Origin of the sequence: Microbacterium sp. Ld4, from assembly GCF_045066555.1 — a bacterium.
Classification (GTDB): domain Bacteria; phylum Actinomycetota; class Actinomycetes; order Actinomycetales; family Microbacteriaceae; genus Microbacterium.
The window spans coordinates 464,541-478,473 of sequence record NZ_JBISHE010000013.1 but is presented as its reverse complement, the minus strand read 5'-3'; the positions used below and the strand labels follow the sequence as shown (position 1 = coordinate 478,473).

The following is a 13,933-nucleotide window of genomic DNA, read 5'->3' as shown; positions in this document are numbered from 1 at the left end:
TCGTCTCATTCCGCGCGCAGGCGATCGACCGTGCTGCGCAACTCCTCCGGGCCGAGGGTGTCCACGATCTCCCCATTGATCATGAGTGTCGGCGTACCCTCCACCCCCGCGTCGCGCGCGACATCGGTGTTCGCGTCGATCCACTTCTCGTAGCGACCGTCTGCCACGCACTCGAGGACGCCCGGATCACTCACGCCTAACCCCGCGAGATGGTCGCGGAGCTGATCGTTCCCCCACCCATCGGTGGCGCTGTCGTGGATCGCGAAGAGCGAGGCATGGACGTCGGGCCACCGCTCCGGATCGCCCTCCGCGACGCAGGTGGCCGCGCTGCCCGCTCGAATGCCGTAGTTGGTCACGAACTGGATCGGGTGGTATTCGACGGCGACGTCACCCGCGGCGACGAGTTCGTCCAGAACCGGACCCACCGCGCTCTCGTACTCCTTGCAGTGCGGGCAGGAGAAGTCCTCGTAGAGCGACAGCGTCACGGGCGCATCCGCCGCACCGAGGCGGACGGAGGCGTCGCCGATCGTCAGCGGGGCGTCGCCGAGGGAGGCGACGGTGGCGCCCGGCGTTCCCTTCGGCTGAGCGACCTCACCCGCGGCTTGCGCACCCAGCACGACCGAGACCACGATGCCGGCCACCGCGAGTCCGGCGGCGCCGACGATCGACGTCTGGATGAGCGCGCGCCTGCGGCGATGACGCCGGGCTTCCCGCTCGTGGAGCTCGCGGGCCTGCGCCTGCGCCGCTCGCGCTGCCGCACTGTTCCTCTTTGCCATCGTGACGCCCTCTCTGAGACTTTTACTCTACGAGTTGTCGTTTTGCGCCCGCTGATGAAATTCGTATGAGACGAGCGGGGCGAGCGGGCATGGCCCCGCTTACTTCTACGACTCGTAGAATTACAAGGGAGAACCCCCGTCACCATCGGACCACCATGCCGCCCCTCACTCCCCTGTCGCCCTCACGGCTCAGGCTGCTCCGGCATCTCCAGGAGGCGCGCATCGCCACCGCGGAAGATCTGTCCGCTCGCACAGGGCTGCATGCGAACACGGTTCGCGACCACCTGCGGAAGATGGCGTCCTGGGGGTGGGTCGTCATCTCCCGGGACGATCACCGACGGCGAGGACGACCGCGCTACCTCTATGCCTTCGCCGACGGCGCCGCTCGCACGAGCACGGCTCTGACCGACCGGGTCGCCCGCGCCGCCCACCGAGGCGACCTGATCCGGCGGATGTGGCCTCCGCTCGACTCGCTGCTCCCCGAGCAGGAGACCCATCAACTCGACGCGCTCTCCGACCACCTCGAAGAGTGCGGGATCGATCTCGACGGCAGCCCGGAGCGCGACCTGGTCATCCACCTGTCACCGTGCATCCACGACAGCGCGGAGAGCCTGACCGTCCACCTCCGCCTGATGCAGGCGATCCTGCGCACGGTCGGCGGCCGACTGCAGATCGACTCCGATCGCTCGAGGTGCACCTCGTGGGGGTGCATCGTCGCGCTGACCCTCGACGACCCGGCAGCGCGCGATTCGGCGGTTCTCGTGCGCGAATCGCCTTCCGTCGCGTGAGGTGCGCGTGGTCGACTGAACGCGCAGCCCGCACACCGGGTGCGGCGCGGAAGGGCGACCCCATGACGTACAACACTCGCATGCAGAAGGCGACGTTCGCCGAGATCACCCCTGACGACCACGGGCTCATCTCGAAGCGGACCGCCGACCTCGATGGCGTGCAGGTCACGCAGGTCACCTTCGGTGCCGGGGCGAAATGGTCGAGCGATCTGAAGGATTACGCCGGCACGGACGACTGCGAGCTCCCCCATGTCGCGCTCGTCATCGACGGCACGCTCGCCGTCGAGATGGCGGACGGGTCGTACGAGGAATTCTCCGCCGGCGACGTCATGCTCCTGCCCCCCGGCCATGACGCCTGGAGCGTCGGGGACGCCCCCTGCACCTTCGTCGAGTTCTCCCGCGGCAACGACTACTACGCGGCGGCCTGACCGGCGGGGTCGGCGCGCTGACGTCGACCTCGCGCGTGCCCGCGGAACCCCGGCATCCCGTTCGCAGGCTCCGATATCCTGGAGCCATGCCGTTCCCTGCCTCGACCGTCTCGCGGGCGCGCCTGCGCGCGAGCGAGGCGTTCCGCACGCGGCTGGTCGTCGTCGAGCGTCACTGCGGCACGAACGGGTGGCTGAGCTCGTGGGGGACGAACGCGCACGGCGAGATCGCCGGCTGCCCGCCGCCACGCGCCTAGGCCGCGTCCGCCCTCTCCCTTCGAGACCTCGGCCGCGTGATCCGTGCCGCCTCGACCGAGAGAACTCCGTGACCGACCACTCGCCGTCTCCCCTGCCCGCCCGTCAGCGCCCGCACGCCATCTGGCGCGGCGTCCGCCAAACCCTCCAGAAGGATGCCGTCGGCGGCGCCCTCCTGCTGGGAGCGACCATCCTGGCCCTCATCCTCGCCAACGGTCCGCTCGCCGATGAGTACTTCGCTGTCCGGAACTTCCGTTTCGGACCCGAGTCCCTGCACCTGAACCTGAGCGTCGGGGCCTGGGCGGCCGACGGCCTGCTCGCGATCTTCTTCTTCGTCGTGGGTCTGGAGCTGAAAGAGGAGTTCGTCGCGGGCAAGCTCCGCGATCCGAAGAGCGCCGTCGTCCCCATCGTCGCGGCGATCGGTGGAGTCGCGGTGCCCGCACTGATCTTCACCCTGATCAACCTGCCGCGCGGTGGCGAGGCCCTGGGCGGGTGGGCCATTCCGGCCGCGACCGACATCGCCTTCGCGATCGCGGTGATCGCGGTCGTGGGGCGCTTCCTGCCGCCGGCTCTGCGCACCTTCCTGCTCACCCTCGCCGTCGTCGACGACCTCCTCGCGATCACGATCATCGCCCTCTTCTACAGCAGCGGCATCGAGCTGCTGCCGCTCCTGTTCTCGCTCCTCCCGCTCGCCGTGTTCGCGGTCGCCGTGCGGCGCGGGGTGCGGTCATGGTGGATCCTGCTGCCTCTCGCCGTCACGACGTGGGCCCTCATGCACGCCTCCGGGGTGCATGCCACGGTCGCCGGGGTGCTGCTCGGCTTCGTCGTCCCCGTGGTCGCGAAGGGGCGAGCGCGGGTGCCCTACGGAGCCGACGAGACGGGACAGCCCGTCTACGAGGGCATGGCCGCGCACTTCGCCGACCGATGGGGAATCGTCTCGACCGCGCTGGCCGTGCCGGTGTTCGCGTTCTTCTCCGCCGGCGTCGCGGTCGGCGGGCTCAGCGGGCTCGCCGCATCGTTCACCGACACGATCGCCCTCGGCATCATCGCGGGCCTGGTCGTGGGCAAGGTCATCGGCATCACCGGCACCACGTTCCTACTCACCCGGCTCCCCGGCATCCGGATCGATCCGACGCTCAGGTGGGTCGACATGATCGGAATGGCCTTCGTCGCCGGAATCGGCTTCACGGTCTCGCTCCTCGTCGGCGAGCTCTCGTACGCCGAGGGGAGCCCGGCCGCCGACCACGTGAAGGTCGGGGTTCTCGCGGGGTCGCTGATCGCCGCGACGATCGGCGCGGTGATCCTCGGCATCCGCAACCGGCACTACCGGTCGCTGGTCGAACCCGTCCGCTGACGCGGCCCGGGGCGCGCGGCCGATGGGCCGGGTCCTCCGGCCGCGGCCGCGTGCGTGCTACCCTCCCAGAAAACGTTTCCCCATATCGGGGCAGCCGGGAAGGTCGGAACACCACATGACGCTCACGCGCTACGCGCTCGTCGGAGCCGGGCACCGCGCCCAGATGTACGTCGATGCCATCTCATCGACCTACCGCGACCGGGCCGAGCTCGTCGCGATCTGCGAACCGAACCCGGTCCGCGCCGCCGTCTACACCGACCTCGTCGTCTCGCGCGGCCTCACGGCGCCGAGCGTCTGGGGACCCGACGACCTCGAGCGCCTCATCGCCGACGAGAAGATCGACCGGGTGATCGTGTGCTCGCGCGACGACACCCACGCCGAGATGATCGTCCGCTCGCTCCGCGCCGGCGCCGACGTCGTCGTCGAGAAGCCCCTCACGATCGACGCCGACCGCGCCGCCGCCATCGAGGCCGCGGTCGCGGAGACCGGACGCGAGGTCGTCCTCACCTTCAACTACCGCTACGCCCCGCGCAACAGCACCCTCCGTCAGGTCATCCGCGACGGGCTGATCGGCAAGGTCACCTCCGTCGAGTTCACCTGGCTTCTCGACACGCACCACGGCGCCGACTACTTCCGCCGCTGGCACCGCGAGAAGGAGCACTCGGGCGGGCTGCTCGTCCACAAATCGAGCCACCACTTCGACCTCGTGAACTGGTGGATCGGACAGCAGCCCCGGCGCGTCTACGCCTCGGGCGGGCTGCGTTTCTACGGCGCAGAGAACGCCGATGCCCGCGGCCTCGGTGAGCGCCCCGAGCGCGGCACGCACGACGGTGAGCGCGATCCGTTCGAGCTCGACCTGCGCGGCGACGAGCGCCTGCGGAGCCTCTACCTCGAGGCCGAGCAGCACGACGGCTACCTGCGCGACCGCGACGTCTTCGGCCCCGGCATCACGATCGAGGACAACCTCGCCCTGGTCGTCGACTACTCCGGTGGGGCGACGCTGTCGTACTCGCTGAACGCGCACGCCCCCTGGGAGGGCTACCGGGTCGCGGTGAACGGCACCGAGGGCCGGGTCGAGCTCGACGTCGTCGAACGCGGCGCCGTGCTGGTGGGCGACGGCCTGCATCCGATCGTCGACCCCAGCGCGATCGACGCGGGGGATGCCTCGTCGCTCCGCCCCGTCGGCGATCGCCTGCTGCTGCAGCGGCACTGGCACGAGGCGGTCGAACTGCCGATCGAGGGCGGCGGCGAGGCCCACGGCGGTGGCGACGTGCTGCTCCTCGAAGACGTCTTCGCCGGCCCGGTCGACGACCCGCTGGGTCGCCCCGCCGACTGGACCGACGGCGTCCGCTCGATCGCCGTCGGCATCGCCGGCAACCGGTCTCTCGAGACGGGTCTGCCCGTGGACGTCGCCGAGCTCGGCGTGCAGCTGCTGAGCGCGCCGTGACCCGCATCGTCGTGACCGGCGGGTCGGGGCGCCTCGGGCGGAGCCTCGTCGCCGGTCTCGCCGGCCGCGGTCACGAGGTGGTCTCTCTCGACCGGGCACCTGCCGACGGCCCTCTGGCCGACGGTGTGAGGGAGGTCACCCTCGACCTGCTCGACGGCGCCGCGACCGCCGCGGCTCTCGCCGACGCCCGCGCGGACGCGCTGATCCATCTCGCGGCGATCGCGGTGCCGTTCAGCGCGCCCGAAGACGTCATCATGCGGACGAACACCGGCCTGGCGATCTCGGTCCTCGGCGGCGCGGTCGACGCCGGGATCGGGCGCATCGTCGCGGCATCCAGCCCCACCGTGCTCGGCTACGGCAACCCCGCCGGCTGGTTGCCGGAGCGACTGCCGCTCGACGAGGAGTCGACCCCGCGGCCGTGGAACGCGTACGCGCTGTCGAAGCTCATGATCGAGCAGACGCTCGCCATGCTGCAGCGGCGTACCGGCGACGCCGTGCGCTACGCCGCGTTCCGCCCCTGCTACGTGATCGCCCCTGACGAGTGGGCCGGCGCGCCCACCCAGCAGGGCCACACCGTCCGTGAGCGACTCGACGACCCGGCGCTGTCGGCGCCCGCGCTGTTCAACTACGTCGACGCGCGCGACGTCGCCGGCTTCGCCGACAGCCTCCTCGCCGCGCTCCCCGAGATCCCGAACGGCGAGACCTTCTTCGTCGGCGCCGGCGACGCACTGGCCCGGCGCCCGCTCGCCGAGCTGCTGCCCCGGTTCGTGCCCGGCAGCGACGCCCTGGCCGCGGGTCTCACCGGCACCTCCCCCGCCTTCTCCACCGCGAAGGCGGAGCGGATGCTGGGATGGCGGCCGGCCCATCGGTGGCAGGACGAGCTCGCCCCGGCCCCCCTGGTCGAGACCGCCCTGCCGTGACCACGATCGCCGCCTTCGACGCCACCCTCGTGCGCGTGCCGCTGACTCGCCCGTGGGCGGCCGACGTGACCTCCGTGGGCGTCATCGCGACGCACGTCGTCCGCTCCGACGGCGCGGAGGGATGGGGGTTCTCCTGGACACCCCAGATCGGCGCCTCCGCAGTCCTGGCCCTGCTGCAGCACGACATCCGAGATCGCGCGATCGGCGCCTCCGCCGACGCTGCCGAGCTCTGGCCGGCCCTCTGGCGGCACCTGCACGAGGCGGGCGGGGGCGGGATCACCACGATCGCCCTGGCCGGGCTCGATCTCGCGCTGTGGGATGCCGCGGCGCGCGCCGCCGACACCTCGATCAGCGGGCTGCTCGGCCGGCGCCGGGAGTCGGTCACCGCCTACGGCAGCGGCATCAACCTGCACTACGACCTCGACGACCTGCTCGCGCAGGCCCGCCGCTGGGTGGATGCGAGCTTCGACGCGGTGAAGATGAAGGTCGGAAGCCCCGACCTTCGTCGCGACCTGGAACGGGTGGCCGCCGTCCGCGAGATCATCGGCCCCGACCGGGCACTGATGGTCGACGCGAATCAGCGGTGGGACCTCGAGACGGCGACGACGGCGGTCGAGGCGCTCGCGGCATCCACCATCGCGTGGATCGAGGAGCCGCTGCGCGCCGACGACCTCGCCGGGCACACCGAGCTCGGCCGTCGCCTGCGTTCGTCGTCGGCGGTTCCGATCGCCCTGGGTGAGAACCTCCACACCCGCTTCCGGTTCGCCGACTTCGTCTCGGCGGGAGCCGCCCAGATCGTGCAGCCGAACATCGTGCGCGTCGGCGGCATCACGCCGTTCCTGCAGATCGCGGGTGACGCCCGGGCGGCCGGCGCGCCCCTCCACCCGCACCTGCTGCCGGAGCTGTCGGCGCAGCTCGCCATGACGACGCCGCAGGACGTGCTCGTCGAAGACATCGAGGATGCCGGCTTCGGCGACCTCGGGGCCCTGACCACCCCGTCGCCCGTCTCGATCATCCGCGGTCGCGCCGTCGAGGCCGCGCACCTCGGCCTGGGGCTGCGCTTCGCCGGCGCGTGAGCCGGAAAGCGCTTCCCGAACGGGCCGTGGTCTGGCTAGGGTGGAGCAGGTGACTTCCCGCTTCGCCATCGGCGAGACCGACTTCCTGCTCGACGGATCGCCCCACCGCATCATCTCGGGGGCCATCCACTACGCCCGCGTGCACCCCGATCAGTGGCGCGACCGCATCCGCACCGCGCGGCTCATGGGCCTCAATGCGATCGAGACGTACGTCATGTGGAACGCCCACGAGCCCGTCAAGGGGCAGTGGGATACCACGGGCGCCCTCGACCTCGGCCGCTTCCTCGACATCGTCGCCGAAGAAGGGCTGCACGCGATCGTCCGGCCGGGCCCCTACGTCTGCGCCGAATGGCACAACGGAGGCCTGCCCACGTGGCTGACCGCCGACCCCACGATGCGACTGCGGAGCTCCGATCCCCGCTTCCTGGCCGAGGTGCTGCCGTTCCTCGAACGGGTCAACGCGATCGTCGCGCCGAGGCAGATCGACCGGGCCGGGTCGGTCATCCTCGTGCAGATCGAGAACGAGTACGGCGCCTACGGCTCCGACAAGGCGTATCTGGCCGAGCTGATCCGCGTCACCCGCGAGGGGGGAATCACGGTGCCGCTGACGCAGGTCGATCAGCCGATCCCCGCGATGCTCACCGCCGGAGCGCACGACGGCCTCCACATCACCGGGTCGTTCGGCAGCCGCATCGACGAGCGGCTGGCGGTGCTCCGCGAGCACCAGCCCACCGGGCCGCTCATGTGCATGGAGTTCTGGTGCGGCTGGTTCGATCACTGGGGCGAGAAGCACCACACCACGACCTTCGCGGAGTCGGCGGCCGACCTCGATCGGCTGCTCGCGGCAGGAGCATCCGTCAACATCTACATGGTGCACGGCGGTACGAACTTCGGGCTGACGGCGGGAGCCAACGATTCGGGCCGCTACCTGCCGATGGTCACGAGTTACGACTACGACTCCCCGATCACCGAATCCGGTGACATCACCGCGAAGTTCCTCGCCTTCCGCGAGGTCATCGCCCGGCACGCCCCCGTTCCCGACGAGCCGCTCCCCGAGCCCGTCGACGCCCCGACGCCGAGCGCACCCTTCACCGCCGTCGGCGATGCGGTCGCGCTCACGACGACAGACCGGGGCGCCTTCGCGGCCGCGCCCACGATGGACGAGCTCGGGTCGGACGTCGTGCTCGTCGAGTACACGGTGGCGGCGCCGAGCGACCGCCCCGCCGTGCTGCAGGCGGAGATCCGCGATTACGCCTGGGTCTCGCGCGACGGCGTCGCCGTCGGGCGCCTGCAGCGGACCATCGGCGATGACACGCTCGTGGTGCCCGCCGGCGAACAGCTGACCTTTCTCGTCGAGGAGACCGGCCGCGTGAACTACGACAGCAAGATCGGCGAGGCCAAGGGGCTCATCGGCGACGTGCTGCTCGACGGCCACCCGATCGCCGGGCCCTGGCAGGTGCGGACGATCGACGTGCCCGCCCTCGGCCCCGCCGTGAGCGGTGCCGCCGCGAGCGAGGCCGCCGTGCAGGGCGCTGCGGCCGGCGCCGTCGTGGCGGGGCCGATCGGCCTCCGCGCTGAGTTCGATCTGCCGGGCGCCGCAGACCTCTTCCTCGACACCCGCGGCTGGGGCAAGGGCTACGCCTGGGTCAATGGCTTCTTCCTCGGGCGCTACTGGCGGCGCGGGCCACAGCGTACGCTCTACGTGCCCGGGCCGGTGACACGCTCCGGCACGAACGAGGTGGTCATCATCGAGCTCGAGGAAGCCACCGACACCACGGCGCGGTTCCTGCCCCGACCCGATCTCGGACACGAGGTGGAGTGATGACGCACGCAGCCGCATTCGAGCTGGTCCGCCGGCACGTCGACGAGGGGCGCCTGCCCTCCGCCGTCCTCGGCATCGCGACCGCCGAGGGAACGATCGCGCTAGACGCGTTCGGCGCCGCCGCCCACGACCGGTATCCCCTGTTCTCGATCACGAAGCCGCTCGTCGGAATCGCGGCGGCGCGCGCGGTCGAGCGGGGACTCCTGTCGAGCGAGACGCCGCTGTCCGCCGCCGTGCCCGGGTTCGGCGCGAGCCGTGACGACATCGTGCGCCTGCGCCACCTCGTCTCGCACACCTCGGGCATCAGCGAGCCCGCGCTCGACACCCCGCGCCCGCTCCGCACCGAGCTGCTCGCGCAGGGCCGAGACTTCACGGCCGGGTCGGCGTCGCGCTATTCGACCCTCGCCTTCGACGGCGTCGCCGCGCTGATCGAGTGGGCGACAGGACGAAGCTGGGATGCCGAGGTGGCCGACTGGGCGCGCGAGATCGGCGCCGACGGGCTCAGCCTCGACCACAGCGGAACGGCTCCGGTCGCCGACGCGGCGGCCGCCGGGCTCGACATGGAACGGTTCGTCGCGCACCGGCATCCCGGAGCCGGACTCGCGGCCGGTGCCACGGATCTGCTGCGCCTGGGCACGGCTCTCCTTCGGATCGGCGCCGGCGAGGAGGGCGGCATCCTGCAGCCCTCGACCCTCGCGATGATGCGTCGACCGCTGACCGGTGACATCCCCCGCCTCGAGCCCTACATCGCCGAGCGCGGTCAGGACTGGGGCTTCACCTGGAACCTCCGCACCCGCGCACCCGGACTCATCGACCAGGACGTCTACGGCCACGGCGGATGGGCCGGCACCGAGTTCTGGGTGCACCCGACCGCCGGCGTCGCCTGGGTGCTGCTCACCAACCGGGCCGTCCGCACCCACGTCGACCTCGACCAGATCGACAACGCGGTGATCGCCGGGCGCTGACGCGGCGGGGCGGACGCCGCGTCAGACCACGGCGATCGTTGCGCGCGGCTCGAGCTCCGCGTGCGTGATCGCCGCGCCGACGGGCGGGTCGGCCGGGAACCGCGTGCGCTCGGCGGGCGGGGCGGGAAGGATCTCGATTCGGAGTTCGCTCGCACCGCCGCGCGCTTCGGCCGGGATGCGCCAGGGCCGCCCCGTCCAGACGGCGTCAGCGACGAGTCGGTCGCCGACCCACGCGCGAGCGACGTCGCCGACCCAGTCCAGGCGCAGGGTGCGATCGTCGGCCGGGCCCACGGGAACGGCGACCACCGCCGCCGCGTTCCAGTCCGTAGGGATCGACGCTCGACCACCGTGCGCGGATCCGGCAGGAGGTGCACCGGCCGAGCGCTCGACCCTCACCTCGACCGGGGTCGGCCGCCCGAGCTCGACGCCGACCGCCGACCACCCGTCCTCGCCGAGCACCTCGACGCACGGCGTCACCGCGGCATCCCCCGTGAAGGTCACCTCCCCGCCTGCTGTCACGACCGCGCCCGGAGCCCACACGAGCCGCCCGTCGGCGACGGCGATCGCGTCGGCATCCGCCTCGTCGAGCACGAGCACCCGCGCGGCGACACCGCCATCGCGCCACAACTCCCACACCCGCCCGCGCCGCGCCGGAACCTCGACCACGTCCGCATCGGCCGAGAGCTGGGGCGGGATGCCGCCCGTCGCCGCCGCGACGAGCAGCGGCGCCCCGCGCCACACCACCTCGGTCACCGGTTGCGCGGTGAGCCAGTGCACGGTCGCGTCGCCCAGCGGCATCCCGAACGGCCACATGAACACGGCGCCGGTCGGAATGTCGACCTCGGGGAACACGACGTCGCCGACCTCGAATCGCACACCGTCATGGGCGGGCAGGTCGACCCCCGGATGCCGGTTCACGACGAACACGAAACCGCTCGCCCCGTCGGAGCGCACCGACCACCGGAGCCCTGTCATGTCTGGGGCGTCGACCGCATCGTCGGGGAACGAGGCCGGCATCGCGGCGAGCGCCGATCCCCAGCCCGCGAGCATGAGGTGCTGCCGGCGGAGCGCCGCCCAGCTCGCCCGCGGCACACCGTCGACCTGCACGGGCGCCCCGAAGTCGTACGCCAGCTCGACGAAGTCATTGGGCGCGCCCGCCGCGTGCGACTCCTGCAGGCCGCGGCGCGGGTTCCGCCCGTCCGCGTACATGTAGTACCCCTGCCAGACGCTGCCCGACGCGAGCTTCGCCATCGCGAGCGCGGCGACCTCGGCCGCCGGCACGTCGAGCCGTCGGTGGTAGGCCGAGGTCATGCCCGACCCGAGCTCGCAGGTCGTGAACGGATGCGGCGCCCGCACCGCCTCGGCGACCGCCGCGTCATCGCGGTGGTCGGCGCCGATCGAGTCGTCGTCGCGCCGTGGTGACGGGTAGAAGTTGGCGTGACTGCGGAGGTCGGGCTCGGTCTCCGCGTCGACCCAGAACGACTCGGGGTATCCGCCGTAGACCGGGAGGAACCCGTCGGGCACCGCCGCGCCGCCCCACCCGGTGGCCGTCCAGATCGGCGCGGCGAAACCCAGCCCCTCGGCGATGTCGCGCAGGCGGGCCAGATGGGCGGCCCCGTCGTAGAGCTCGTTGTCGACCTGGATCGAGAACAGCGGGATGCCGCCCACCTCGCGCGCGAGCCGGGCGTACCAGGTCTCGACCTCCGCCAGGTAGGCGGGGTCGTTCGTCCGGAGCGGCAAGCCGGAGTCGACGAGCCAATCGGGGAGGCCGCCGTGGCGCGCCTCGGCGTGGGCGTACGGGCCGATGCGGAGGATGACCCCGAGCCCGACCTCCCGAGCGGTCTCGAGGAAGGCGCGCAGGTCGAGTCCGCAGCCGAAGTCGACCTGCCCCCGCACCGGCTCGTGATGGTTCCAGAGGACGTACGACGACACGTGGGTGAGGCCACCGGCGCGAGCAGCGGTGAGCACCGACATCCACCTCTCACGAGGGATGCGGGAGTAATGGATTTCGCCCGAGATCGGGAAGACCGGAATCCCGTCCTGCCGGACGGACTGCGCCGTGACCTCGACTCCGGAGTCGTCACCCGCCGAGGGGCGGATGGCCGCGCGCTCGGTCAGGACGGGCGGGCGGACGGTGGGGGAGTGGACGCGCGACATCGGGGCTCCAACGGGGGTGGGGACGGGTCCGAGCCTAGGAGCGGGTTGCGTCGAGATCCGCAGAGGCAATCGGATCGTCCAGGGTTGCCGTCGGCGACTGCGCCCTCGTCCCGCACCATGGACAGAACTCCGTTGCGGTGGGGAGCAACACGCGCCGTGGCAGGGATAGCGTTGCGTGAGTGATGCTGAACCATATTCGACGCGGCGACGGCAGCCCACTGCTGCTCGTACACGGCCTGGGCGCAGGGTGGCGGTCTTGGGCCCCGATCCTCGACCAACTGGCGGAGCACCGTGAGGTCATCGCTGTCGACCTACCCGGGTTCGGTGAGACACCGCCCTTGGCCGGCGAGGTCTCGATCGCCACGCTGACCGACTCTGTCGCGGACTTCATCCGCGAGCAGGGGCTGGACGGGGTCTCGACCGTCGGCCAGTCGATGGGCGGCCGAATCGTGCTCGAGCTCGCGCGACGGGGGGTCGGCGGCGACACTGTGGCGTTGGACCCGGGTGGCTTTTGGAGCCACCGCGAGCTCGTCGTCTTCGGCGCCACGTTGCGACCCTCGATCGCGCTGGTCCGAGCGCTGCGAGGCATGCTGCCGGCCCTGCTGAGCAACCCTGTCGGAAGGACTCTGCTGCTGGCGCAGTTGTCGGCGCGGCCCTGGGCGCTCTCACCCGCGACCGTGCTGCCGGACGTGCGCGGACTGGCCGATTCGCCGGCGACCGGTGCCGCCATGGACGCCCTCACCAGAGGACCCAAGCAACTGGGCGCACCGGCAGGGACGGTGCCCGGCCGGATCACGATCGGGTGGGGGCGGCGCGATCTGGTGACGGTGCCCCGTCAGGCCGCTCGCGCCACAGAACTGTTCCCGGACGCTGTGCTGCACTGGTTCGAGCGCTGCGGCCACTTTCCGCAATGGGACGCCGCGCATGAAGCAACCCGACTCATTCTCGACGGCACCCACTAGCATCCGCGGCCTGCTCTGCCGGCGACTGCGCTCGTCACCGTAGACCGATCAGCCTTTCCCTTGCCCCCGGTACGCCGTCGGCGACACCCCGTGGGCGACGCGGAATCTGCGCGAGAAGTAGAACGCATCGTCCATGCCGACCCGCCGACCGACCTCGGCCACGGGCAGGTCCGTCGTATCCAGCAGATCTCGGGCATGCGCCATCTTCAGCGCCAGATGGTGCGCGATGACCCCGCCTCCCGTGGCCTTGCGGAACAGCGACGCGAGGTGTGACGGCGACACCCCGACCATCGCGGCGAGCTCGCCGACGTGCACACTGCCGTCGATGCGCTCCTCGAGGTAACGAAGTGCACGCTCCACGGGCGTGCCGTGCTCGGGCAGCAACCGGTCGACGGCGAGCTGCGTGAACAGCCGCCACGCCATCCCCGCCGTCGCGACCATGCGACCCGGGGTGGTGTCGCGAGCGAGCGACGTCGAGATCTCGTCGAGCAGCGCGGTCACGCGCTCCACGCCGCGCAGCGGCAGCGTCACGCGTGCGGGCGACACCCCGGCGGTGTCGAGCAGCTCGGGCACGTCCGAACCGCGCACGTGACACCACCAGATCGTCCAGGGGTCGTTGGAGTCGGCGCCGTAGGAATGCGGCACGCCGCCCGGGACGACGATCGCCGTCGCCGAGCCGACGCGCGTCCGCTGACCGGCCACCTCGACCCACCCCGCTCCCGAGACGCACACGATCACGATCGTCTCGGGCGCTCCCGCCGGCCGATGCCGGCCGTGATCCGCCGCGCGCGGGAAGTAGCCGGCATCCGTCACCACCATCCGCCGCGTCACCGGACGGGCAAGAGCCGCCTCGACGACGGGGCGCGGCACGACGCTCAGCCGCTGCCGCTCGAACCCCTCTGCCCGCTGCATCCCCCCATCCTGCCGCACCGCACCAGCGGATCATCCAGGCAGGCGATCCTCCGACCCATGTCCGAACGCACCCG

Annotated in this window: 13 protein-coding genes; 10 read left to right on the top strand and 3 right to left on the bottom strand. The window is 71.7% G+C overall.

Going from position 1 to position 13,933, the window contains the following annotated elements; translation table 11 throughout:
* Positions 1–5: 5 nt before the first annotated feature.
* Positions 6–776, bottom strand: coding sequence for a DsbA family protein (locus ACJJV7_RS12960; RefSeq protein ID WP_405374114.1), 771 nt, complete (start codon positions 774–776; stop codon positions 6–8).
* A gap of 155 nt (positions 777–931) precedes the next feature.
* Between ACJJV7_RS12960 and ACJJV7_RS12955 the strand changes: the two genes are divergently transcribed.
* From ACJJV7_RS12955 to ACJJV7_RS12915, 9 genes are all read left to right on the top strand, one after another.
* Positions 932–1,564, top strand: a complete 633-nt coding sequence (locus ACJJV7_RS12955) for a helix-turn-helix domain-containing protein (protein ID WP_405374115.1) — start codon at positions 932–934, stop codon at positions 1,562–1,564.
* Between the two features lie 62 nt (positions 1,565–1,626).
* Positions 1,627–1,992: a cupin gene (locus tag ACJJV7_RS12950; protein ID WP_405374117.1), complete on the top strand. Its 366-nt coding sequence runs from the start codon at positions 1,627–1,629 to the stop codon at positions 1,990–1,992.
* A gap of 86 nt (positions 1,993–2,078) precedes the next feature.
* On the top strand, positions 2,079–2,246 hold the full coding sequence (locus tag ACJJV7_RS12945) for a hypothetical protein (protein ID WP_405374119.1): 168 nt from the start codon (positions 2,079–2,081) through the stop codon (positions 2,244–2,246).
* A gap of 68 nt (positions 2,247–2,314) precedes the next feature.
* On the top strand, positions 2,315–3,598 hold the full coding sequence (nhaA, locus tag ACJJV7_RS12940) for a Na+/H+ antiporter NhaA (protein ID WP_405374121.1): 1,284 nt from the start codon (positions 2,315–2,317) through the stop codon (positions 3,596–3,598).
* 115 nt (positions 3,599–3,713) lie between these two features.
* Positions 3,714–5,045: a Gfo/Idh/MocA family protein gene (locus ACJJV7_RS12935; protein WP_405374123.1), complete on the top strand. Its 1,332-nt coding sequence runs from the start codon at positions 3,714–3,716 to the stop codon at positions 5,043–5,045.
* Complete coding sequence (locus ACJJV7_RS12930; RefSeq protein WP_405374125.1) at positions 5,042–5,965, top strand: NAD-dependent epimerase/dehydratase family protein; 924 nt, start codon at positions 5,042–5,044, stop codon at positions 5,963–5,965. The genes ACJJV7_RS12935 and ACJJV7_RS12930 overlap by 4 nt, the downstream gene beginning before the upstream one ends.
* On the top strand, positions 5,962–7,041 hold the full coding sequence (locus tag ACJJV7_RS12925) for a mandelate racemase/muconate lactonizing enzyme family protein (RefSeq protein ID WP_405374127.1): 1,080 nt from the start codon (positions 5,962–5,964) through the stop codon (positions 7,039–7,041). Before ACJJV7_RS12930 ends, ACJJV7_RS12925 begins: the two co-directional genes overlap by 4 nt.
* A 49-nt stretch (positions 7,042–7,090) precedes the next feature.
* On the top strand, positions 7,091–8,863 hold the full coding sequence (locus ACJJV7_RS12920; RefSeq protein ID WP_405374129.1) for a glycoside hydrolase family 35 protein: 1,773 nt from the start codon (positions 7,091–7,093) through the stop codon (positions 8,861–8,863).
* Positions 8,863–9,828: a serine hydrolase domain-containing protein gene (locus ACJJV7_RS12915; RefSeq protein WP_405374131.1), complete on the top strand. Its 966-nt coding sequence runs from the start codon at positions 8,863–8,865 to the stop codon at positions 9,826–9,828. Before ACJJV7_RS12920 ends, ACJJV7_RS12915 begins: the two co-directional genes overlap by 1 nt.
* Positions 9,829–9,849: 21 nt before the next feature.
* Here ACJJV7_RS12915 and ACJJV7_RS12910 read toward each other — a convergent pair whose 3' ends face one another.
* Complete coding sequence (locus ACJJV7_RS12910) at positions 9,850–11,985, bottom strand: beta-galactosidase (protein ID WP_405374133.1); 2,136 nt, start codon at positions 11,983–11,985, stop codon at positions 9,850–9,852.
* Between the two features lie 182 nt (positions 11,986–12,167).
* Here ACJJV7_RS12910 and ACJJV7_RS12905 point away from each other — a divergent pair, with 182 nt between their 5' ends.
* Positions 12,168–12,947, top strand: coding sequence for an alpha/beta fold hydrolase (locus tag ACJJV7_RS12905; RefSeq protein ID WP_405374931.1), 780 nt, complete (start codon positions 12,168–12,170; stop codon positions 12,945–12,947).
* Positions 12,948–12,995: 48 nt separating this feature from the next.
* Here ACJJV7_RS12905 and ACJJV7_RS12900 read toward each other — a convergent pair whose 3' ends face one another.
* The gene (locus ACJJV7_RS12900) at positions 12,996–13,859 is read right to left on the bottom strand and encodes a helix-turn-helix domain-containing protein (RefSeq protein ID WP_405374134.1); all 864 of its coding nucleotides are present in this window, start codon (positions 13,857–13,859) and stop codon (positions 12,996–12,998) included.
* Between the last annotated feature and the right edge of the window lie 74 nt (positions 13,860–13,933).